The 21,536-nt window shown below is 72.3% G+C and carries 21 protein-coding genes; 16 read left to right on the top strand and 5 right to left on the bottom strand.

Translation table 11 applies throughout. From position 1 onward, the window contains the following. The first annotated feature begins 1 nt into the window (after nt 1). Complete coding sequence (gene bioD, locus ACWGDB_RS22090) at nt 2–718, top strand: dethiobiotin synthase (protein WP_453823959.1); 717 nt, start codon at nt 2–4, stop codon at nt 716–718. After that, nucleotides 715–1,194, top strand: coding sequence for a hypothetical protein (locus ACWGDB_RS22085; protein WP_453823958.1), 480 nt, complete (start codon nt 715–717; stop codon nt 1,192–1,194). Before bioD ends, ACWGDB_RS22085 begins: the two co-directional genes overlap by 4 nt. Here the strand turns inward: ACWGDB_RS22085 and ACWGDB_RS22080 are convergent. Next, on the bottom strand, nt 1,191–3,437 hold the full coding sequence (locus ACWGDB_RS22080) for a LuxR C-terminal-related transcriptional regulator (protein WP_453823957.1): 2,247 nt from the start codon (nt 3,435–3,437) through the stop codon (nt 1,191–1,193). The genes ACWGDB_RS22085 and ACWGDB_RS22080 overlap by 4 nt on opposite strands. Nucleotides 3,438–3,551: 114 nt before the next feature. Here ACWGDB_RS22080 and ACWGDB_RS22075 point away from each other — a divergent pair, with 114 nt between their 5' ends. Together ACWGDB_RS22075 and ACWGDB_RS22070 are read left to right on the top strand one after the other, a co-directional pair. Continuing rightward, complete coding sequence (locus ACWGDB_RS22075) at nt 3,552–4,238, top strand: esterase/lipase family protein (protein ID WP_453823956.1); 687 nt, start codon at nt 3,552–3,554, stop codon at nt 4,236–4,238. A gap of 96 nt (nt 4,239–4,334) precedes the next feature. Beyond that, complete coding sequence (locus tag ACWGDB_RS22070; RefSeq protein WP_453823955.1) at nt 4,335–5,030, top strand: class I SAM-dependent methyltransferase; 696 nt, start codon at nt 4,335–4,337, stop codon at nt 5,028–5,030. On the opposite strand, the gene ACWGDB_RS22065 is transcribed toward ACWGDB_RS22070, so the two are convergent. Beyond that, the gene (locus tag ACWGDB_RS22065) at nt 5,031–5,405 is read right to left on the bottom strand and encodes a fic family toxin-antitoxin system, toxin component (protein WP_453824045.1); all 375 of its coding nucleotides are present in this window, start codon (nt 5,403–5,405) and stop codon (nt 5,031–5,033) included. It lies immediately after the preceding gene. A gap of 4 nt (nt 5,406–5,409) precedes the next feature. Continuing rightward, a complete protein-coding gene (locus ACWGDB_RS22060; protein ID WP_383599366.1) occupies nt 5,410–5,649 on the bottom strand; it encodes a toxin-antitoxin system HicB family antitoxin in 240 nt (79 codons plus the stop codon). A 221-nt stretch (nt 5,650–5,870) separates the two neighbouring features. Between ACWGDB_RS22060 and ACWGDB_RS22055 the strand changes: the two genes are divergently transcribed. The 9 genes from ACWGDB_RS22055 (at nt 5,871) to mug (ending at nt 16,269) form a co-directional block, all read left to right on the top strand. Beyond that, complete coding sequence (locus ACWGDB_RS22055; protein ID WP_453823954.1) at nt 5,871–6,752, top strand: ABC transporter ATP-binding protein; 882 nt, start codon at nt 5,871–5,873, stop codon at nt 6,750–6,752. Between the two features lie 4 nt (nt 6,753–6,756). Further along, entirely contained in the window at nt 6,757–9,330 is a 2,574-nt protein-coding gene (locus ACWGDB_RS22050) for an ABC transporter permease (protein ID WP_453823953.1), read from the top strand. A 46-nt stretch (nt 9,331–9,376) separates the two neighbouring features. Continuing rightward, nucleotides 9,377–10,282, top strand: coding sequence for an LLM class F420-dependent oxidoreductase (locus tag ACWGDB_RS22045; protein WP_453823952.1), 906 nt, complete (start codon nt 9,377–9,379; stop codon nt 10,280–10,282). A gap of 56 nt (nt 10,283–10,338) precedes the next feature. After that, nucleotides 10,339–10,764: a GNAT family N-acetyltransferase gene (locus ACWGDB_RS22040; protein WP_453823951.1), complete on the top strand. Its 426-nt coding sequence runs from the start codon at nt 10,339–10,341 to the stop codon at nt 10,762–10,764. 183 nt (nt 10,765–10,947) lie between these two features. Next, the gene (locus ACWGDB_RS22035) at nt 10,948–12,291 is read left to right on the top strand and encodes a hemolysin family protein (protein ID WP_453823950.1); all 1,344 of its coding nucleotides are present in this window, start codon (nt 10,948–10,950) and stop codon (nt 12,289–12,291) included. After that, nucleotides 12,288–13,301: a hemolysin family protein gene (locus tag ACWGDB_RS22030; RefSeq protein ID WP_453823949.1), complete on the top strand. Its 1,014-nt coding sequence runs from the start codon at nt 12,288–12,290 to the stop codon at nt 13,299–13,301. Before ACWGDB_RS22035 ends, ACWGDB_RS22030 begins: the two co-directional genes overlap by 4 nt. Nucleotides 13,302–13,383: 82 nt before the next feature. Further along, a complete protein-coding gene (locus ACWGDB_RS22025; RefSeq protein ID WP_453823948.1) occupies nt 13,384–14,166 on the top strand; it encodes an SGNH/GDSL hydrolase family protein in 783 nt (260 codons plus the stop codon). 98 nt (nt 14,167–14,264) lie between these two features. Further along, a complete protein-coding gene (purB, locus tag ACWGDB_RS22020) occupies nt 14,265–15,707 on the top strand; it encodes an adenylosuccinate lyase (RefSeq protein WP_383629337.1) in 1,443 nt (480 codons plus the stop codon). Between the two features lie 13 nt (nt 15,708–15,720). After that, a complete protein-coding gene (gene mug, locus ACWGDB_RS22015; RefSeq protein ID WP_369269659.1) occupies nt 15,721–16,269 on the top strand; it encodes a G/U mismatch-specific DNA glycosylase in 549 nt (182 codons plus the stop codon). A 303-nt stretch (nt 16,270–16,572) separates the two neighbouring features. Here mug and ACWGDB_RS22010 read toward each other — a convergent pair whose 3' ends face one another. Beyond that, on the bottom strand, nt 16,573–17,298 hold the full coding sequence (locus ACWGDB_RS22010) for an ABC transporter permease (protein WP_453823947.1): 726 nt from the start codon (nt 17,296–17,298) through the stop codon (nt 16,573–16,575). A gap of 3 nt (nt 17,299–17,301) precedes the next feature. After that, complete coding sequence (locus ACWGDB_RS22005) at nt 17,302–18,222, bottom strand: ABC transporter ATP-binding protein (protein WP_453823946.1); 921 nt, start codon at nt 18,220–18,222, stop codon at nt 17,302–17,304. Between the two features lie 108 nt (nt 18,223–18,330). On the opposite strand from ACWGDB_RS22005, the gene ACWGDB_RS22000 reads away from it, so the two are divergent. From ACWGDB_RS22000 to ACWGDB_RS21990, 3 genes are all read left to right on the top strand, one after another. Beyond that, a complete protein-coding gene (locus ACWGDB_RS22000; protein WP_453823945.1) occupies nt 18,331–19,500 on the top strand; it encodes a sensor histidine kinase in 1,170 nt (389 codons plus the stop codon). A 14-nt stretch (nt 19,501–19,514) separates the two neighbouring features. Further along, the gene (locus ACWGDB_RS21995) at nt 19,515–20,177 is read left to right on the top strand and encodes a response regulator (RefSeq protein WP_453823944.1); all 663 of its coding nucleotides are present in this window, start codon (nt 19,515–19,517) and stop codon (nt 20,175–20,177) included. A gap of 131 nt (nt 20,178–20,308) precedes the next feature. Then, a complete protein-coding gene (locus ACWGDB_RS21990) occupies nt 20,309–21,466 on the top strand; it encodes an ROK family protein (RefSeq protein ID WP_383599409.1) in 1,158 nt (385 codons plus the stop codon). The last annotated feature ends 70 nt before the right edge of the window (nt 21,467–21,536 follow it).

The following is a 21,536-nucleotide window of genomic DNA, read 5'->3' as shown; positions in this document are numbered from 1 at the left end:
CATGCCGATCCTGGTGATCACGGGGACGGGCACGGAGGTCGGCAAGACGGTCACGACCGCCGCGGTCGCCGCGACGGCGATGGGCGCCGGCCGGTCGGTGGCGGTGCTCAAGGCCGCGCAGACCGGCGTAGGGCCGGACGAGAGCGGGGACGCGGAGGAGACGGCACGGCTCGCGGGCGTGGTGACGACCGCCGAACTCGCCCGCTACCCCGACCCGTTGGCCCCGGCGACGGCGGCGCGGCGAGCCGCTCGGCCTGCCGTCCGCCCGCAGGAGATCGCCGAGGCGGCCGCCAAGTTGGCCGCCGAGCACGACCTGGTGCTGGTGGAGGGGGCGGGCGGGCTGCTCGTCCGCTTCGACGAGACGGGCGGCACGCTGGCGGACGCGGCCGAGCTGATGGCGGCGCCGGTGCTCGTGGTGGCGTCGGCAGGTCTGGGCACGTTGAACACGACGGAGCTGACGGCGCGTGAACTGCGCTCACGCCGAGTGGACTTGCTGGGTGTGGTGATCGGCAGCTGGCCCGCGGCACCGGATCTGGCGTCGCGCTGCAATGTCGCCGACCTGCCCGAGGTGGCGGGGGCCCCGCTGCTGGGTGCGGTGCCGACCGGCGCGGGGGCGCTGGCACCGGCCGACTTCCGTGCTGCGGCGCCGGGTTGGCTGGCGCCGCGGTTGTTCGGGACGTGGGATGCGGAGGGGTTCCGAGGGAGGGAGGCGCCGTGAAGCCCGCCGTTCCCGCGGAGTGGGGCGAATTGATCGACACGTGGGACGAGATCCGCCAGGGCTACTACCTCGGCGATGCGCCGGAGGCGGTACTGGACTGCGCGAGGAACCTCGAAGCGAGCGTCCGAGCCGGCGGTCCGGACACCGCTCTGTGGACCCTCGGACTGGTGCTGACAGGGCCCTACGTGATCTACGCCCGTCCGGATCCGGCGGCCGAGGCCCGTGTGCTGAAGGCGATGGGCGCCGTCGAGCAGGCTCTCGGAGGGGCCACCTGCGCCCATGACGAGCATCCGTGTGACGACATGCCGCTCGACGACGAGCTGGACAACCTTCGCGATGTCCTGGAAATACTGGCCCATGTCGATCCCCGGCCCGACGCCGAGCCGGAGGACTTGTTCGAACACCGGATGACGCGGGCGATCTGGACCTGCCCGCGGAACCTCGCCGGGTTCGCCCGCGCCTTCGCCGACGCCTAGCCGGTCCCGCCTCCCTCGCTCTCGTCGACCTCGGCGATGAGCCGCACCAGCTCGATACGGGAACGAATCCCCAGGCGGCTGAAGACGCCCCGCAGGTGGTGGTCGATCGTGCGCGGGCTGAGGGCGAGGCGATCGGCGATCTCCCGGTTGGTGGCTCCCTCGGCGGCCATACGGGCGACCAGGAACTGCTGGGCCGTGAGGCGGCCGGTCGGATTGTCGGGGCCGGTTCGCGTGGGGGTGGCCGGCGTGCCCAGGGCGCGGAGTTCGCAGCGGGCCCGGGCCGCGCAGTGCGGGGCGCCGAAGGAGTCGAACGCCTCCAAGGCGCTGTGCAGGCGGTCGCGTGCCTCCGTACGGCGGCGCAGTCGGCGCAGCGCGCTGCCGAACAGCAGCTCCGTACGGGCGCGTTCGAAGTCGCGGGTGCCGTGGGAGTGCAGGTCGAGGGCCACGCGGTAGTGGTCCACGGCTTCCGCGCCGGACGTGAGGAGGGCTCGGCAGCGGGCGCTGAGGGCCAGGTCGTCGGGGCTGCGCACAGCGTTCGCCCAGCGGTGGTAGTCGGCGTGGGCGACGCGGGCGACCCGGGTGTCGCCGGTGCGGACGGCGGCCTCGACGTAGTGCGGGGTGGCCAGGTGGCGGACGGCCCGGTGACCGTGCCCGGGTCCGAACCCGGCCAGGGCGCGCAGCCGGGCGGCCGCGGCGGCGAAGCGGCCGCCGCTCAGGTCGAGGACAGCGAGCGCCCACTGGGCGAGCGCGGCGGGCAGGCCCAGGCCACGGGCGAGGGCGTACGACCGTGCGCTCGCGGCGCGTTCGCGGCAGAGGTCCGCGTCTCCGGTGAGCGCCGCGAACATGGCCAGGGCCGCCTGCAGATGACAGGCGCCGTTGTCCTGACCGGTGGCGTGGGCCTGCCACAGCGCGTCCGTCGCGGCGGCCTCGCCGGCACGGGGGCGTCCGGTCCAGAAGTCGGCGTACACACGGAATTCCATCGCCTGCGGCACGGTCACGGGGGCGCCCCGCGCCCGGGCGGAGGCGGCCGCACGGACGGTCGCGGTGGCCGCGCGGGGGTGGTCGCCGAGGAGCAGGGCGGCGATCCCGGCGTGGAGGAGCACGGTGGGGTCACCACCCGGTCCACATCGCCCGGCCGCCGCCTCCAGCAGGTCACGCGCATCCTCGTACCGCCCGTCGAGTGCCGCCACGAGCCCGCCCAGCGTCCCTGGCGGGACGATCCCGAGTCGGTCGGCCACACGCGAGGCCTCGCGCAGGCGACGTAGGTCTCCGGTGTAGATGGCGGCTTCGGTGGCGCGGGCAAGGAGGTGGGTGGCGGGGGCCGGGGTGCGGGCCGTGGACCGCGAGCCCTCTCGCGCCCCGGCATCACACCCCGTCCGAACCGCCGCCGACACCAACGCGTCGAACGCCTCGCCCGCATTCCCCGCCCGCAGGTCGAGCACCCCGCTCAGGGCGTCCTCGGAGCCGGCAGCCGCCAACAGCCGTGCCCGTTCGCCGTCGCCCGATCGCCAGGCGTACCCGGCCGCCCGGGTCAGCAGGCGGGCCTGCTCGGACGGTTCGGGGCACAGGGCTGCGGCCCGTTCCGCCAATGCCCGCGCCAAGGGGAGCCGCCCCGCGGTCGCTGCCGTGCGCGCGGCGGCGCCGAGTTCCGCCGCGAGTCGGCCACTGGGGCCGGGCGCGCCGGCACCCCGGTGCCAGGAGCGCCACGGTGTCTCGCCCGCGCCGCCCAGCACACGGGCCAGCAGGCGGTGGACGTCGCGGCGGTCGGCCGGGGAGCCCGTCTCGTAGGCCGCGATCCGCGTCCACGCGTCGCGGAACACCACTCCGCCGGCACCCGCATGCGCGATCCCGGCAGCGTCGGCCGCGTCCAGGGACCGGGTGTCGAGGCTGGCGGCCATGACGGCGCGCAGAAAGGCGTCGGTGGGGACCGGGTACTGGTCGGCCGCGGCGAGGAGCAGGAGCAGGCGGGTGTCGTCCGGCAACGCCCTTATCTCCGATCGGCGTTCGCGCAGCAGGGCCGGGGCCAGCTCGGCCGGGTCCGTGGGCAGCGGGTCGAGGCCCCTCGCCTGGCGGTCGGTCAGACGCGGGACCAGTTCGGCGGCGGCGCGCGGATCGCCGTACACGGCACGCAGCACCCGTACCCGGACCCCTTCGGGAAGGGTGGCGGCCCGTTCTCGCCACGCGTCCGTGCGCTGCGGTGGCGAAGTGCGGTCAAGAGGTGGGGGGTTCACCGGTGTCACCACACGAATGACGTTACTGGCGAGTTATTTGAACCGTAAAGACCGGCGATTTCACCGATGCGGCGCGCGTAGACCGGCTCGACACTCCTGACAACCCCACACGTTTCAGGAGGCATCATGCAGCGCCACAAGCGTCGCATCGCCACGGCCGCCTCGGCCCTGGCCGCATCGCTCCTTCTGTCACTGCCCCTCTCCCCCACACCCGCGCACGCCGCGGCCCACGACCCCGTCGTCTTCGTGCACGGCCTGAGCAGCTCGGCGAGCAGCTGGGACGACTGGGCCGGCTACTTCGAGGCCGACGGTTACGCGGCGGCCGAGCTGGACGCCTGGTCGTACGACTGGGCCCAGTCGAACGCCACCACCGCCCAGCAGCTCGCGACCGAGATCAGAAACGTGCTCGCCCGGACCGGCGCCTCGAAGGTCGACCTGGTCGTCCACTCGCTGGGCGCGCTCAGTTCCCGCTACTACCTCAAGAACCTCGGTGGTACGTCGTACGTCGACGACTTCGTCTCCACGGCAGGGGTGAACCACGGCACGTCCACCGCCTCGTGGTGCGCGTGGCTGTACACCTCCTGCGCGGAGATGAACACCGGCAGCCCGTTCCTCACCGCCCTGAACTCCGGCGACGAGACCCCGGGTGGCGTGTCGTACGCCAGCTACTGGTCGAACTGCGACGAGGCGCTCACGCCCGACACCACGGCGATCCTGAGCGGCGCGACGAACGTCGAAGTCGGCTGTGTCTCGCACACCGACATGAACAACGACCACGGCGTGTACGAGCAGGTCCGGGACTTCATCGGCTGAGCCGGCCCGGAACGGCAGCCACCGCAACGGCGGGGGGTGCGTCGGCCCCTCACGGGGGACAATCAGGGTGAGTCACGTCCCGCCCGGGAGGTCCCCATGGCCCTACGGTCCCCACGGTCCGCCGTCTCCGGCAAGGTGCCACGGGATGCGGTGCACCACCCGCTGTTCGCCCGCTTCTACGCCCGGACCAGCGTCAGCGCCGAGACCCGGATGGGCATGGGCGGTGTCCGCGACCGGCTGCTGGCCGGGCTGTCCGGCCGGGTGATCGAGATCGGCGCGGGCAACGGCCTGAACTTCGCGCACTATCCGCGTGCCGTCTCGGAGGTCGTCGCCATCGAACCGGAGCGCCTGCTGCGGCAGTTGGCGGTGGAGTCGGCGCTGCGCGCGGGCGTGCCCGTGGATGTCGTGCCGGGCGCGGCGGAGGCGCTGCCGGTCAAGAGCGAGGCCTTCGACGCCGTGGTGCTCTCGCTGGTGCTGTGCAGCGTGCGGGACGTGCCGCGTGCGCTCGGTGAGGTACGGCGGGTGCTGCGGCCCGGCGGTGTCGTGCGGTTCTTCGAGCACGGGCGGGGCGGCGGGCGCGCCATGCTCCTCACTCAGCGCGCCCTGGACCGGACGGTGTGGCCGCTGGTGAGCGGCGGCTGCCATGTCTCCCGCGACCCGGTCGGGGCGCTGCGCGGGGCCGGCTTCGAACTCGGCCCCGTCCGGCGGGTGATGATGCCGGAGCAGGGGCCGACATTGCCCTCGTCGTACTGCGCTCTCGGGACGGCGTGGCGTCCGCCGGTCAGCGAGTAGTCACAGGCTCCACTGCCGAAGTTCCCGCGCGATGTCGTGCACCGTGGCCTCGCCGCTCTTCACCAGCCGGGCCAGGTCGCGCACCTGCTCGGGCGAGGTGACGACCTTGAGGCCGCTGGCGACGAGATAGGCGTAGGCGACGGCGGAGGCGAACAGGGCGTTGGAGCGCTCCAACGCGGGGACGTGGATGAGGAGTTGGAGCAGGGATGCGGCTCGGGCCTGCGGGCTGTCGTAGACGGGGACGTCGAATATCTCGGCCTCATGGCGTGCGACGGCCGCGACGAGGGCTCCCCAGTCGGTGACCTGGGGGTCCCCCGGGGTGTTCTGTTCGGCGAGCATCAGCAGCCAGGCAAGGTCGATGTTCAGATGGCTCAACGGATCAGTGGCGACCTTCGCGCGTGCCCTCACGGTCCGCGCCGAACTCCTCGGCGAACACCGACTCGTACTGCTTCATGAAATCGGCGGCGGCCTCCACGAACGTGTTGCCGACCTCGCCGGTGTCCTGCTTGACCAGCTCCTCGATGTAGCGGTTGACGCTCACACCTCGGGCCAGCGCGCGTTCGCGGGCGGCGCGGGCCGTGCCCTCGTCCACCCTCACGTTCAACTGGGTCTTCGCCATACTTCGAAGCTAGCGCGACCGCGCTAGCACGGCAAGGGCCCGCTCCGGAGCCCACCGGAGATCAAGGGACCACCCCGGACAGACGGGTGCCCCTTACATCGGTATCAGGGACCCGACCTGCGGCGGAGACCGACCGGGACCTCGGAGGGATACCGGGTGTGCGGTGGATCACATTAGTCTCGGCGGTGACGACGAGTCGTTCCGTCCATGAGGAGGCGGTCTTGTCCACAGCAGCTTCCCGTTACGCCCCGGGCCCCGCGCCGGCCGACGGCATCGCGGCCCGCGCCCGCGCTCTGACCAAGGCGTACGGCTCGGGTGAGACCACGGTGCTCGCCCTCGACTCGGTGGACGTGGACATCGCGCGCGGGCGTTTCACCGCCGTCATGGGGCCGTCGGGTTCCGGGAAGTCCACGCTGATGCACTGTCTGGCGGGCCTCGACGACGTCTCGGCGGGGCAGGTGTGGCTCGGCGACACCGAGATCACCGGGCTGAAGGAGCGCGAGCTGACCCGGCTGCGGCGGGACCGGATCGGGTTCATGTTCCAGTCGTTCAACCTGATCCCGACCCTGAACGCGGCCGAGAACATCACCCTGCCCATGGACATCGCGGGCAGGAAGCCCGACGAGAAGTGGCTGGACCAGGTCATCGACACACTCGGGCTGCGGGACCGCCTCAAGCACCGGCCGTCCCAGCTCTCCGGCGGCCAGCAGCAACGCGTCGCCTGCGCCCGCGCGCTGGCCTCCCGGCCGGAGCTGATCTTCGCCGACGAGCCGACCGGCAATCTGGACTCGCGCGCCGGTCTGGAGGTGCTCGGCTTCCTGCGCGAGGCCGTCGACCAGCTGGGGCAGACCGTCGTCATGGTCACCCATGACCCGGGCGCCGCCGCCCACTCCGACCTGGTTCTCTTCCTGGGCGACGGACGGATCGTCGACGAGATGCAACGGCCGACGGCGGATGCCGTCCTGGAGCGCATGAAGCGTTTCGACGTGACCCGCGGCCCGTTCGACGGCGGCGGCCCCGCACCGGGGGCGATCCCCGGCAACGGGCCGGTGTCCGCCTCGCCCGCGCCGTCCGAGCGGCCCGCCCCGCCCGAGGAGCGCTGACCCGGTGCTCAAGGCGACGCTCAGGAGCTTCCTCGCCCACAAGGGGCGGCTGCTGCTCTCCGCGCTGGCGGTCATCCTGTCCGTGGCCTTCGTCGCGGGCAGCCTGATCTTCTCCGACACCGTCAGCCGCACGTTCGACCGGCTCTTCGCCTCGACCGCCGCCGACGTGACCGTCACCCCGAAGGAGACCTTCGACGAGACGATCCCCTCCGGGCAGACCCTGACCCTGCCGGCCTCGCTCGCCGACCGGCTGGCCCGGGTCGACGGTGTGGCCGCGGCACGGCCGGAGGTGGACGTCGAGGGCCTCACCGTCGTCGGCAAGGACCGCGAGTCGGTGGGCCCGACCACCGGCGCCCCGACGCTGGGGACCGCCTGGAACCCGACCGAACGCAGCCCCGTGGAACTCACGTCCGGGCACGCCCCCGAGGGCGACGCGCAGGTGCTGCTCGACGCGGAGACCGCCGACAGCAAGGACGTACGGATCGGCGACCGCCTGACGGTCATCGGGCAGGAGGGCTCCTTCCCGGTCGAGGTCGTCGGCATCGCCACCTTCACCACCACCAACCCCGGCGCCGCACTGGTCTTCTTCGACACCGAGGCCGCCCGGACGAAGCTCCTGGGCGACCCGAAGGCGGCCACCAGCATCTCGATCGACGCGGCCGAGGGCATCAGCGACGCGGACCTCAAGCGGCGCGTGGCCGAGCAGCTCGGCGGTGACAGCGGCGCCTACGAACTGCGCACCGCCGACGAGCAGGCCGAGTCGGACGTCGAACAGCTGGGCGGGTTCCTCGACATCATCAAGTACGTGATGCTCGGCTTCGCCGGGATCGCCGTACTCGTCGGCGTCTTCCTGATCGTCAACACCTTCTCCATGCTGATCGCCCAGCGCACCCGCGAGCTGGGCCTCCTGCGGGCCCTCGGCGCGGACCGGCGCCAGGTGCGGCGCTCGGTCCTCGCCGAGGCGCTGTTGCTCGGCCTGGTCGGCTCGACGCTGGGGCTCGCGGCCGGCATCGGGCTGGCCGTCGCGCTCATCGAGCTGATGGGCCTGCTGGGCATGAACATCAGGGCCGCCGAGATGGTCATCGGCTGGGGGACGCCGGTCGTCGCGTACGTCGTCGGTCTCGGTGTCACCTTCGTCGCGGCCTACCTCCCGGCCCGGCGCGCGGCGGGCGTGTCGCCGATGGCGGCCCTCGCGGACGCCGAGATCGCCGACATCGGACGGCCGCTGCGGCTGCGGGCGGTCGTCGGCGCGGTGGTCGGGGCGGCCGGGGCGGCGGCGCTCGTGGGCTGTGTCGTGTCGTCGAAGACATCGACGGCGGCGTCCCTGCTGGGCCTCGGCGTCATCCTGACGCTCATCGCGACCGTGATCGCCGGCCCGCTGCTCGTACGGCCGGTGATCCGGGTCCTCGGCGGGGCCTTCCCCGCACTGTTCGGCACGATCGGCCGGATGAGCCAGCGCAACGCCCTGCGCAATCCACGCCGCACCGGCGCCACGGCCGCCGCCCTGATGGTCGGCCTCGCGCTGGTCGGCGGGATGTCGGTGGCGAGCGCCTCGATGACCAAGTCGTTCGACGAGCAGATCGACAAGACGCTGGGCGCCGACTTCGTGGTGCAGAACAGCAACTTCGTGCCGTTCCCCCGGGAGATCACCGACCGGATCCGGGACACCGAGGGCGTGGGCCTCGTCGTACGCTCGCAGTTCACCACGATCGCGGTGCGCCTTCCGGACGGCGACCGCGTGCAGACGACCGCCGCGGCCTATGAACCGCAGCTCGACGAGGTCGCCAACATCACCTACGCACAGGGCGACAGCGCGGCGGCCCTCGCGGACGGGCACCTCGCCATGGACAAGGACTTCGCCGCGGACCACGGCGTACGCGTCGGCGGCACCCTCCCCGTCGAGTTCCAGGGCGACCGGCGGGCCGAGCTGACGGTCGGTGCCCTCACCGACCAGGAGTCCGCCGACGGGTTCGGCTCCCAGGGCGGCATCTACTTCGGCCTGGCCACGCTGGAGAAGTACGCGCCGGGCGGTCAGGACGCCGCCGTGTACGTCAACGCCGCCTCCGGCACGAGCGCGGACGACCTGCGGGCCGGCCTGGAGAAGACGCTCGACCCGTACCCCCAGGTGCAGGTCCGGGACATCGCCGACTACAAGGAACTGGTGCACAACCAGATCGCCGTGCTGCTCTACCTCGTGTACGCCCTGCTCGGCCTCGCGATCATCATCGCGGTGCTCGGCGTGGTCAACACCCTCGCGCTGTCGGTCGTCGAACGCACCCGGGAGATCGGGCTGCTCAGGGCCATCGGGCTCGCGCGCCGTCAACTGCGCCGCATGATCCGCCTGGAGTCGGTGGTGATCGCCGTGTTCGGCGCGGTCCTCGGGCTCGCGCTGGGGCTGGTGTGGGGCGTGTGCACCCAGCAGGTGCTGGCGTTGCAGGGCATGACGGCGCTGGCGATCCCCTGGGGCACGATCGTGGCCGTGGTGATCGGCTCGGCGGTGGTGGGCGTGGTGGCGGCGCTGCTGCCCGCGTTGCGTGCATCGCGCATGAATGTGCTGGCGGCCATCGCGCACGAGTGATGGAATCACGGCAGCCGCTCAAGTCCCGTCAAGGCGAGGAGAGTTCATGTCGCGACCGGTGGGCCCCCGTCCGTTCCGTTTCGGCGTCAACCTGATGACCGCCGCCCCTGCCGACGAGTGGCGCGCCAAGTGCCGCCGGGCCGAGGAACTCGGCTACGACGTGATCCTGGTCCCGGACCATCTGGGCATGCCGGCTCCGTTCCCGGCCCTGGTCGCGGCGGCCGGGGCGACCGAGCGGCCGCGCCTGGGCACGTTCGTGCTCAACGCGGGGTTCTGGAACCCGGCCCTGCTCGCCCGGGAGGTGGCGACGACCGACGCGCTGACGGGCGGTCGGCTGGAACTGGGGCTGGGCGCGGGTTACGTGCAGGCGGAGCACGATACGGCGGGTCTGCCGTTCGGCACTCCTCGCGAGCGCGTGGACCACCTGCGGCGCACGGTCGAGGAACTCGGGCGGCTGCTCGTCGCCGAGTCGTACCGGCCGCAGCCGACGCAGCAGCCCCGAGTGCCGCTGCTGGTCGGCGGCAACGGCGACCGCGTCCTGCGGCTGACCGCCGAGCACGCCGACATCGCGGCGTTCGGAGGCGCCTACCCGGACCCGAAGAGCTCGACCGGGCGGCTGCTCCCCGTCACGGCCGAACAGCTCGACGAACGGGTCGCCCGCTACCGGAAGTTCGCGGCGGATCGGCCGGAACCGGCCGAGCTGAACCTGCTCCTGCAGATGGTGACCGTCACGGAGGACCGCGAGGCCGTGATCCAGCCGCTCCTCGACCGGGTGCCGGAGCTGACCCTGGAGCAGGCCCTGGCGCTGCCCATCATCATGACCGGCACCCTGGACCAGATCACCGCGCAGGTGCTGGCCCAGCGCGAGCGGTACGGATTCTCGTATCTGACGGTCCTCGAGCCGTACATGGAGGCGTTCGCCCCGGTGATGGCGCGGCTGCGCGGCAAGTAGCCGTCCGGATAATGGAATTCCGCTTCCCGTTCCGCGGCCCGTGATGGGATCACGGCATGACTGATCTGCGGATACGGCCCGCGACGGCCGGCGACCTCGACAGCGTGCTGGCCTTCTGGAAGACGGCCGCCGAGGGCACGAGCATCAGTGACGACCGGGACGGCGTGGAGCGGCTGGTCGCCCGCGATCCCGAGGCGCTGATCCTGGCGGAGCTGGACGGCGAGCTGGTCGGCACGGTGATCGCGGGCTTCGACGGCTGGCGCTGTCATCTGTACCGGCTGGCGGTGCACCCGCAGCGCCGCCGCCGCGGCATCGGCTCGGCGCTGCTGGCCGCGGCGGAGGAGCGGTTCGTACGGCTGGGAGGGCGCCGTGGTGACGCGATGGTGCTCCAGCGCAACGAGAACGCGCACCATGCCTGGCGCGCGGCCGGGTACTCGCCGGAGGATCACTGGCGGCGGTGGGTGAAGCCGCTGAACGACTGAATCACCTCGGACTGGGATCACACACGGATCACATACCGAATCACTTTGCCCGTCCTTTACTATTGCTGGACCACTTCGGCCCTCTTAGGAAAGGTGTGAGCGTCCGCCCATGGGCGAGCCTCCCAGTACCCGACATCGCGCGATCCTCCCCACCCTGTCCGACCATGGGACGGAGGTGACCCGATGACCGAAGTGCTCCTCCTGCTGGTGGCGATCCTGCTGTCGCTCGCCTGCGGTGCCTTCGTCGCGGCGGAGTTCTCGCTGACCACGGTCGAGCGCAGCGAGCTGGAGCGGGCCGTGGAACGCGGCGAGCGGGGCGCGTCCGGCGCCCTCAAGGCCGTACGGAATCTGACGTTCCAGCTCTCCGGCGCACAGCTCGGCATCACGGTCACCAACCTGGTCGTCGGCATGCTCGCCGAGCCGTCGATCGCGAGGCTCATCGCGGGCCCGCTGGAGTCGCTCGGCGTCTCCCACTCGGCGGCCGGCTCGATCGCGCTGGTGATCGGCACGGCGCTGTCGACCATCGTCCTGATGGTCGTCGGCGAGCTGGTGCCCAAGAACTGGGCGATCTCCTCGCCGCTGGCCGTGGCCAAGCGGGTCGGCAACGCGCAGCGCTGGTTCAGCGCGATCTTCCGCCCCTTCATCACCCACCTCAACAACACGGCGAACCGCATCGTCCGCCGCTTCGGCGTGGAACCCACCGAGGAGCTGGCCGCCGCGCGCGGCCCCCAGGAGCTGGCCGCCCTCGCCCGGCACTCCGCCCGTGAGGGCGCGCTGGAGGCGGACACCGCCGAGCTCTTCGTACGAACCCTCAACCTGGCCGACCTGACCGCGGAGAACGTCATGACCCCGCGCGTCCAGGTCGTCGCCCTCGACGCCCAGGCGACGTGTGAGGACGTGGCGAACGCGACCCGGGCGACCGGGCTGTCCCGGTTCCCCGTCTACCGCGGCAGCCTCGACTCGGTCGTGGGGACCGCACACATCAAGGACATCCTGGCGGTGCCCGCCGATGCGCGTCCGCGCGTCTCCGTGGCCGAGCTCATGCGCGAGCCGCTCCTCGTCCCCGAGACACTCACCGTCGACCGGCTCCTGGACCGGCTCTCCGGCAAGCGCACCATGGCCGTGGTGATCGACGAGTACGGCGGTACGGCGGGCGTGGCGACGCTGGAGGACATCGTCGAGGAGGTCGTCGGCGAGGTGCGCGACGAGCACGACCCGCACGAGACACCCGACCTCGCCCACGCGGGCAGCGACGACGAGGGCCGGGCGCTGTACTCGGCCGACGGCTCGGCGCGGATGGACCAGCTCGCGCGCGTGGGGCTGAGGGCGCCCGACGGGCCGTACGAGACCCTGGCCGGTCTCGTCGCGACGGAGCTCGGCCGGATCCCCGCGGTCGGTGACTGTGTCGAGGTCGCCGGCTGGCGCCTCGACGTGGTGGACGCCGCGGGGCGCAGGGCCGCGCGGGTGCTGATGCACGCGCCGCTGGACGAGGCGGCGGAGCAGGACGAGAAGGAGGGCGAGCGATGACCGCCGTACAGCTGCTCATCGGTTTCGCGACGCTGGTCGTGAACGCCTTCTTCGTGGGCGCCGAGTTCGCGCTCATCTCGGTTCGGCGCTCGCAGATCGAGCCGTACGCCGACCGGGGCGACCGGCGCGCCAAGAGCGTGCTGTGGGGTCTGCAGCACGTGTCCGCGCTGATGGCCGCGGCACAGCTCGGCATCACGCTGTGCACGCTGGTGCTCGGTGTGGTCGCGGAGCCCGCCATCGAGCATCTGCTGGAGCCGGTGTTCCACGCGGTGGGCGTGCCGGAGGGCGCGGGGCACGTCGTGTCCTTCGTGATCGCCCTGACGCTGGCCACGTATCTGCACATGCTGCTCGGCGAGATGGTGCCGAAGAACATCGCCCTTGCGGAGCCGGTGCGCAGCGCCCTGGTGCTCGGCCCGCCGCTGGTCACGCTGTCGCGGGCGCTGCGGCCGGTGATCTTCACGATCAACGCCTTCGCCAACGCGCTCCTGAAGCTGATGCGCGTCGAGACCAAGGACGAGGTCACCGCCACGTTCTCGGACGCCGAGCTGGCCCGCCTGGTGCGGGACTCCGGTGAGGCCGGCCTGATCGACGAGCGCGCGCGGGAGCGGTTGCACGACGCCCTGGAACTGGGTCGTCGGCCGGTGCGTGACGTGGTGCTTCCGCTGGAACGCGTCGTCTACGCGCGCGTGGGCGTCACTCCGGAGGAGCTGGAGGGGCTGTCGGCCGAGTCGGGCTTCTCCCGCTTCCCGGTCGTCGACTCCGGCCGCCACATCGTCGGCTATCTGCATGTGAAGGACGCGCTGGACGCCTCCCCGCGGGACGTGCCGTTCCAGGTGGACGACATGCGGCCCATCGCGCGCGTACGGGAGAGCACCCCGCTGGACGACGTGCTCACCGCCATGCGCGGCAGCCGGACGCACCTGGCGGCCGTCCTGGGGAGCGACGGGCGGCTGGGCGGGGTGGTGACCATGGAGGACGTGCTGCGGGAGCTGTTCGGGCAGCGGGCGTGAGGTTGCGGGCAGCGGGCGTGCGGTCAGGGGACGCAGGCCGACCGACCGACGGGTATGTGCACGGGATACTATTTCTGTCGCCATGCAGACGAATCCCACCCACAGCAGCCTGGTCGCGGTCGGCGACTCCTTCACCGAGGGCATGTCGGACCTCCTCCCGGACGGCTCCTACCGGGGCTGGGCCGACCTCCTCGCCGGCCGGATGGCCGCCCGTACGCCCGGCTTCCGGTACGCCAACCTCGCGGTGCGCGGGAAGCTGATCCGCCAGATAGTCGACGAGCAGGTCGAGGTCGCGGCGGCCATGCAGGCCGACGTGATCACGCTGGTCGGCGGGCTCAACGACACCCTGCGGCCCAAGTGCGACATGGTGCGCGTGCGCGCTCTGCTGACCGAGGCCGTGGAGCGGCTGGCCCCGTCCTGCAAACAGCTGGTCCTGATGCGCAGCCCCGGCCGCCAGGGCCCGGTGCTGGAGCGGTTCCGGCCGCGCATGGAGGAGCTGTTCGCCCACGTGGACGAGCTGGCCGCGCGGCACGGCGCCGTCGTCGTCGACCTGTACGGCGCCCCGTCGCTCAGTGACCCGCGCCTGTGGGACGTGGACCGGCTGCACCTCTCGGCGGAGGGGCACCGCAGGGTCGCGGAGGCCGTGTGGCAGACGCTCGGGTACGACCCCGAGGACACCGAGTGGCGCACGCCGATGCCGGCCACGCTGCCGCCGGGGTGGACCTCGCGGCGGGTCGCCGACGCCCGGTTCGCCCGGCAGCACCTGCTGCCCTGGATCGGACGCCGGCTGACGGGCCGCTCCTCCGGCGACGGCCTCCCGGCCAAGCGGCCGGATCTGCTGCCGTACGAGGAGGCGGCGGAGTAGCGCCGGAGCCGGCAGCGCGACGTGACACACGTCTCGTACGTTCCGCCCAACCGGGCCGCGGCGCTGGCCTGCACGAATCGCCAGTAGAATCTGGACACGTGACTTCTGCGCCCGCCAAGCCCCGCATCCCGAACGTCCTCGCCGGACGCTACGCCTCCACCGAGCTCGCCACGCTCTGGTCCCCCGAGCAGAAGGTGAAGCTGGAGCGGCAGCTCTGGCTCGCCGTGCTGCGCGCCCAGAAGGACCTCGGCATCGAGGTGCCGGACGAGGCGCTCGCCGACTACGAGCGTGTCCTCGACACCGTCGACCTGGCCTCCATCGCCGAGCGCGAGAAGGTCACGCGGCACGACGTGAAGGCGCGGATCGAGGAGTTCAACGACCTCGCCGGACACGAGCACGTCCACAAGGGCATGACCTCGCGCGACCTCACCGAGAACGTGGAGCAGTTGCAGATCCGGCTCTCGCTGGAGCTGATGCGCGATCGCACGGTGGCCGTGCTGGCGCGCCTGGGCAAGCTGGCCGGCGAGTACGGCGAGCTGGTCATGGCCGGCCGCTCCCACAACGTCGCCGCCCAGGCCACGACCCTCGGCAAGCGTTTCGCGACCGCCGCCGACGAGCTGCTCGTCGGGTACGGCCGGGTCGAGGAGCTCCTCGGCCGCTACCCGCTGCGCGGGATCAAGGGCCCGGTCGGTACGGCGCAGGACATGCTGGACCTGCTCGGCGGGGACGCGGCGAAGCTGGCGGAGCTGGAGAACCGGATCGCCGGGCACCTCGGCTTCGCACAGGCGTTCACCTCGGTGGGCCAGGTCTACCCGCGCTCGCTGGACTACGAGGTCGTGACCGCGCTGGTGCAGCTGGCGGCGGCGCCTTCGTCGCTGGCGAAGACGATCCGTCTGATGGCCGGGCACGAGCTGGTGACCGAGGGCTTCAAGCCGGGCCAGGTCGGCTCCTCCGCGATGCCGCACAAGATGAACACCCGCTCCTGCGAGCGCGTCAACGGCCTGATGGTCATCCTGCGCGGCTACGCCTCGATGACCGGCGAGCTGGCGGGCGACCAGTGGAACGAGGGTGACGTGTCCTGCTCGGTGGTGCGCCGGGTCGCGCTGCCGGACGCGTTCTTCGCACTGGACGGCCTGCTGGAGACGTTCCTGACGGTGCTCGACGAGTTCGGCGCCTTCCCGGCGGTCGTCGCCCGCGAGCTGGACCGCTACCTGCCGTTCCTCGCCACCACCAAGGTGCTGATGGGCGCGGTGCGCGCCGGCGTCGGCCGTGAGGTCGCGCACGAGGCGATCAAGGAGAACGCCGTCGCCTCCGCGCTGGCGATGCGCGAGCAGGGCGCCGAGCGCAACGAACTGCTCGACAAGCTGGCCGCCGACGAGCGCATCCCGCTCGACCGCGCCGGCCTGGACGCCCTGATGGCCGACAAGCTGTCCTTCACGGGTGCCGCGGCCGACCAGGTCGGCGTCGTCGTGGGCCGGATCGAGGAGATCGTGAAGCAGCGCCCGGAAGCCGCCGGTTACACGCCCGGGGCGATCCTCTGACGTCGCCCACGGCATGACGCGCTTCACCGCCGAGCAGTTGGAGGCCGCCCGCGACCGTCTGGTGCCGGACGTCGTCGCGGACGGTCTCCATGTGCTGTTCTGCGGCATCAACCCCGGTCTGATGACGGCCGCGACCGGCCATCACTTCGCTCGCCCGGGCAACCGATTCTGGCCGGTCCTGCACCTGTCCGGGTTCACGCCGAGGCTCCTGAAGCCGTCGGAGCAGGAGGAGTTGCTGTCCTACGGGCTCGGCATCACGAACGTCGTGGCCCGGGCGAGCGCGCGAGCCGACGAGCTGAGCGCGCAGGAGTACCGCGACGGCGGGCGGCTGCTGGCAACAAAGGTGGCTCGGCTGCGGCCGCGTTGGCTGGCCGTCGTCGGGGTGACCGCCTACCGGGCGGCCTTCGACGACCGCAAGGCGCAGGTGGGGCCGCAGGAGCGGGTGATCGGGGGCACGCGCGTGTGGGTGCTGCCGAACCCGAGCGGGCTGAACGCGCATTGGACGGCGCAGACGATGGCGGAGGAGTTCGCCAGGTTGCGGGTGGCGGCGGAGCAGGCCTGACCACGTCACGGTGGGCCGACGTCACCTGACGCGTCACGGTGGATCGACGTCCGTGACCACGGCGAGGAGTTGGACGTCGTCGGCCGGGCCCCGGTCGGCGCTCCACCGTCGCCGCGCGCGTCCCGCAGTCGTCCCCGCTTCTCTCCAACGCCGCGAGGTGATACCCGGGCCCCCCGTCGCCGACGTCCGACGGGCCGTGCCCCGCCGGAGAGGGGCGGAAGCACAGCTCGTCGATGAGGGCGATGTGCCGTGCGATGTTCATGGGGTCCAGTAAACCCGGCCGCACTGACAGTTGGTGTGCCGTCAGGCGTCCCGGCGCCGTACGCTCCACGCCCCCGCCAGCAGCGACGCCGCCGTCCACACAGCGGTCACCGCGAGTCCCGACCAGGGTCCGAGGGTGCCGGCGTAGGTCTGCTGAAGGGCGATCTGGCCTGCCCTGTCGGGCAGGAAGTCCGCGACGGTGCCGGCGGCGTCGCCGATCACGAACGACACGACGAGGATGAACGGGATCAGGATGGAGAGCGTGGCGACACCGCTGCGCAGCACCACGGTGAGACCCGCCGCGAACAACGCCATCAACATGAGGTAGATACCGCAGCCCACGACCCCGCGCACCTGCTCGGCCGTGGTGAGCCCGCTCGCCGCGGAGCCGAGTCCCGCGCGTGCCACCACCAGCGCGGTGAAGGCGGTGCCGAGTCCCACGAGCAGTGCCGGGACGGCGATGGCCGTCACCTTCGCCGCGAACCAGCGTCCGCGCTGCGGGACCGCCGCGAGCGACAGCCGGAGGGCACCCCCGTGGTACTCCGACGACACGGCCATCGCCCCGAACGAGATGGCGGCGATCTGGCCCGGCAGAATCCCGGACATGGCCGTGAACAGCGGGTCGAACTCCGGGTCGGAGCTCCCGTCGGTGCCGGCCAGCGCGGAGAACGCCGTGGTCACGGCGAACAGCGCCAGCAGCGCTCCCGGCAGTGAGCGCAGCGTACGGATCTTGAGCCACTCCGAGTGGAGTACGGGCGCGAATGCCATGACTCAGGCCTCCTGGGGCTGTGCGGTGAACTCGGCCTCGGTCGCGGTCAGATCGAGGTAGGCCTGCTCCAAGGTGCCCTCCTCGGTGGCGAGTTCGAGGATGGGGACGCCGGCCTCGGACATGAGGCGGCCGATGTCGTCCACGCGTGCGTGGCGCACGCTCCAGTGCCCGTCCTCGTGCTGGACGGTGTCGTGACCGTGCCGGGCGAGCGCGGTCTTCAGTGCGGTGGCGTCCGAGGTACGGATACGGACGCGGGGTTCCACGCGTGCGTGGATGAACTCCCGCATGGGGGTGTCGGCCAGCAGGCGCCCCCGGCCGAGGACCACGAGGTGGTCCGCGAAGGACGCGGTCTCGTTCATGAGATGGCTGGAGACCAGGACCGTGCGCCCCTCCCCCGCGAGCCGGCGCAGCAACTCACGGATCCAGATGATGCCTTCGGGGTCGAGGCCGTTGGACGGCTCGTCCAGCAGGACGACCTCCGGGTCACCGAGGAGGGCCGCGGCGATGCCGAGCCGCTGGCGCATGCCCAGGGAGTACGTCTTCACCCTGCGGTCCGCCACCGGCGCCAGCCCCGTCTCCTCCAGCGCCGCGTCGACGCGACGGCGCGGGATGCGGTTGGTCGCGGCGAGGACGCGCAGATGGTCCCGGCCGGTCCGGGAGCCGTGCGCGGCCTGGGCGTCGAGCAACGCGCCCACCTGCCGCAGGGGTTCGTCGAGTGCGGCGTAGGCGCGACCGCCGATCGTGGCGGTTCCGGACGTCGGCCGGTCGAGGCCGAGGACGAGCCGCATGGTGGTGGACTTCCCGGCGCCGTTGGGCCCGAGGAAGCCGGTGACGCGGCCGGGGAGGACGGTGAAGGTGAGTTCGTCCACGGCTCGCCGGTTGCCGTACTCCTTGGTGAGGGCTTGGACTTCGATGCTGGTCATGGCAGTAAGCCTCGCCGCCGGGGTGGCGCGGCTCTTCCCCCGCGCGTGGAGATCGTCTCCCCCGTGCGGGGGAGGTCCGTTGTCAGTGGCGGCTGGCACGATGACGAAATGGTCCGCTTGCTGCGCCCGTTCGGTCGGGCGGTGACGTACACACGGCTGCTGCATCTGTTCATCGGCATCGTGTGGCCGAGCATGTGGCTGTTCGTCCGGGAAGCGTGGTGGATCTGGCCGGTGGCGGCAGCCGCGCTCGCCCCCGCCGCGCTGGTGCCCGCGATGCGGACCGCGGAGGGGCTCCAGGCGAGGCTGCTGCTGACCGGGCTCCGGCACGACCAGGGGAGCACGGACATCGTGGTCGCGCCGTCCGCCTCGTGGGGAGACCGCGGGCGGCTCGTCGTGTGGCTGGAGGCACGGCTCCTGCTCGGCTACGCGACCGCGATATGCGTCACCCAACTGCTCTTCGGCACGGTGCACCTGCTGACGGCGCCGTTCGACCGGGGCTTCGAGGAGGGCGGACTGTTCACCCTCGATGGCCCCAGCTGGTGGAACGTCCTGCTGGTGCCGCTGCTGCTGGTCGCACTGGCGGTGACGGTGGTCGCCTCCGGCCATCTCATCACCGCGCTCGCCCGCCGCCTCCTGGGCCCCACGCCGGCCGAGCGCCTCGCGGCCTTGGAGGAGCGGACCGAACAGCTCCTGGAACGCACGCGCATCGCCCGTGAACTCCACGACTCCATCGGCCATGCCCTGACCGTGGCCGTCGTGCAGGCGGGTGCGGCGCGCGCGGCCCGCGACCCCGCCTTCACCGACCGGGCCCTGGACGCCATCGAGGAGACCGGCCGGGCCGCCCTGGAGGACCTGGAGCGGGTCCTCGGCATCCTGCGCGAGTCGGAGCGGCCGGTCAGCAGCCGGCCGACGCTGGCGGACGCGGACCGTCTGCTGGAGTCCGCACGGGCGTCGGGCGCGAAGGTCGACATCGAGCTGACGGGACCGTTGGACACCGTGCCCGGCCCTGTCTCCCGGGAGGGCTACCGCATCCTCCAGGAATCACTGACCAATGTGCTGCGGCACGCGGGCGCGGTGCCGGTCCGGGCACGCATCGCCGTCGCGGACGGCACACTCGCCCTCGAGGTCCGCAATCCGCTCACCGCCGACATACCCGGGCCCGGCCGGGGCAGCGGCCTGCGCGGCATACGCGAGCGCGCCGCCCTGCTGGGCGGACATGCGCGAACCGGCCCCGACGAAGGTGACTGGCAGGTACATGTTGAGCTGCCGCTGAGTTGATCTAGGCTGACCGGATGCCGGTCACCGTTCTCCTCGTCGACGACGAACCCCTCGTACGCGCGGGTTTGCGGGCCGTGTTGGAGGCGCAGCCCGACATCGAGGTCGTCGGAGAGGCCGCCGACGGGGCGGCGGTGATCCCGCTGGTGCGGCAGCTGCGGCCCGACGTGATCGCCATGGACGTACGGATGCCGCTGCTGGACGGGATCGAGGCCACGCGCGCGGTGCTGCGCACGGTCGACGAGCCGCCGAAGATCCTTGTCGTCACGACCTTCGAGAACGACGAGTACGTGTACGAGGCACTGCGGGCCGGTGCCGACGGCTTCCTGCTGAAGCGGGCCCGCCCTGCCGAGATCGTGCACGCCGTACGGCTGGTCGCCGAGGGCGAGTCGCTGCTGTTCCCGGCGTCGGTGCGGCAACTGGCCGCGCATTACGGCGACGACGGCGGCAACCGGGCGGCGCGCGCCGTGTTGGAGCGGGCCCGGCTGACCGAGCGGGAGGCCGAGGTGCTGCGGCTGATGGCACGCGGACTGTCGAACGCGGAGATCGCGGCCCGGCTGGTGGTCGGGACGGAGACGGTGAAGTCCCACGTGAGCGCCGTCCTGGCCAAACTGGGGGCGCGGGACCGCACGCAGGCGGTGATCACGGCGTACGAGTCGGGGTTCGTGGCGCCGGGGTGAACCCTCCCCCGGGCCAAGCGAGGACAGCCGGACGGACCGACCGGTAGGTCCGGGGGTGCCCTGGCACTCGCCCGGGTTCGCCACTGCGAGTACCATCCGCCCAACATGCGCACAAGCTGGGAGGACGGACGTTGGGGCCACTGACCGGCGGGGATCCCTCGCTGCTGCGAAGGATCAACTCCGCGGTGGTGCTGCACGCGCTGCGTGCCACGGACGCCGCCACGCTGACGGAGATCACCCGGGTGACCGGGCTGTCCCGGCCGACCGTCGAGGGTGTCGTCGAGGGGCTCATCGAGGCGGGGTACGTCGTCGAGAAGGCGGCCGACGAGAGTGTCGTGCGGCGCCAGGGCCGACCCGCGCGCCGGTTCCGGTTCCGGGCCGAGGCCGGACATCTGCTCGGCGTGGAGATCGGGTCGCATCGGGTCGCGGCGCTCCTCGCCGACCTGGACGGCCGGATCCTCGGCGCCATCGCCAAGGACGTCGACGAGACGGCTCCGGCCGACGAGCGCCTCGACCGGGTGCGGACGGGCGTGGCCGAGCTCTTGCGCCGGGCCGGTGTGGCACGCAACTCGCTGCGTGCCGTGGGGGTCGCGACGCCGGGCATCGTCGAGGCGGACGGGACCGTGCGGCTGGGCGCCGCGCTGCCCGAGTGGACGGGGCTCAGGCTGGGCGAGCGGCTGAGCCGTTCCTTCAAGTGCCCGGTCCTGGTGGAGAACGACGCCAACGCGGCGGCCGTTGCCGAGCATTGGAAGGGCTCCGCCACCGAGTCCGACGACGTGGTGTTCGTACTGGCCGGGCTGAGCCCGGGCGCCGGTTCACTGATCGGCGGTCAGCTGCACCGGGGCTACGGCGGCGCGGCCGGTGAAATCGGCGCGCTGCATCTGCTGGGCCGGGAGGCGACTCCGGAGACGCTGCTGTCCACCACGGACGAGCCCCTGCGCCCGCTCGACGAGCACGCCGTCGCCAAGGTCTTCGCCCAGGCACGCGACGGCGACCAGCAGGCCCTCGCAGCCGTCGAACGATTCATCCAGCGCCTCGTCCACGACGTGGCAGCCCTCGTCCTCGCCCTCGACCCCGAGCTGGTCGTCGTCGGCGGCTGGGCGGCCGGCCTGGACGGCGTACTGGAGCCGCTGCGCCGCGAGCTGGCCCGCTACTGCCTGCGCCCGCCGAAGGTCGCGCTGTCCCTCCTCGGCGAGGCCGCCGTGGCGACCGGAGCACTGCGGCTCGCTCTCGACCATGTGGAGGAGCAGCTGTTCGCGGTGGAGGGGACTGTGACGGGGCGACGCTGACGGGCAGGCGGTCAGCATCGGCACGGCGCGCCACTGGCGGCAGTGACGCCCCCTTTGTGCTCCTGATGTG

Source organism: Streptomyces sp. NPDC055013, from assembly GCF_053608645.1.
This window is presented reverse-complemented; position numbering and strand designations above follow the sequence as displayed.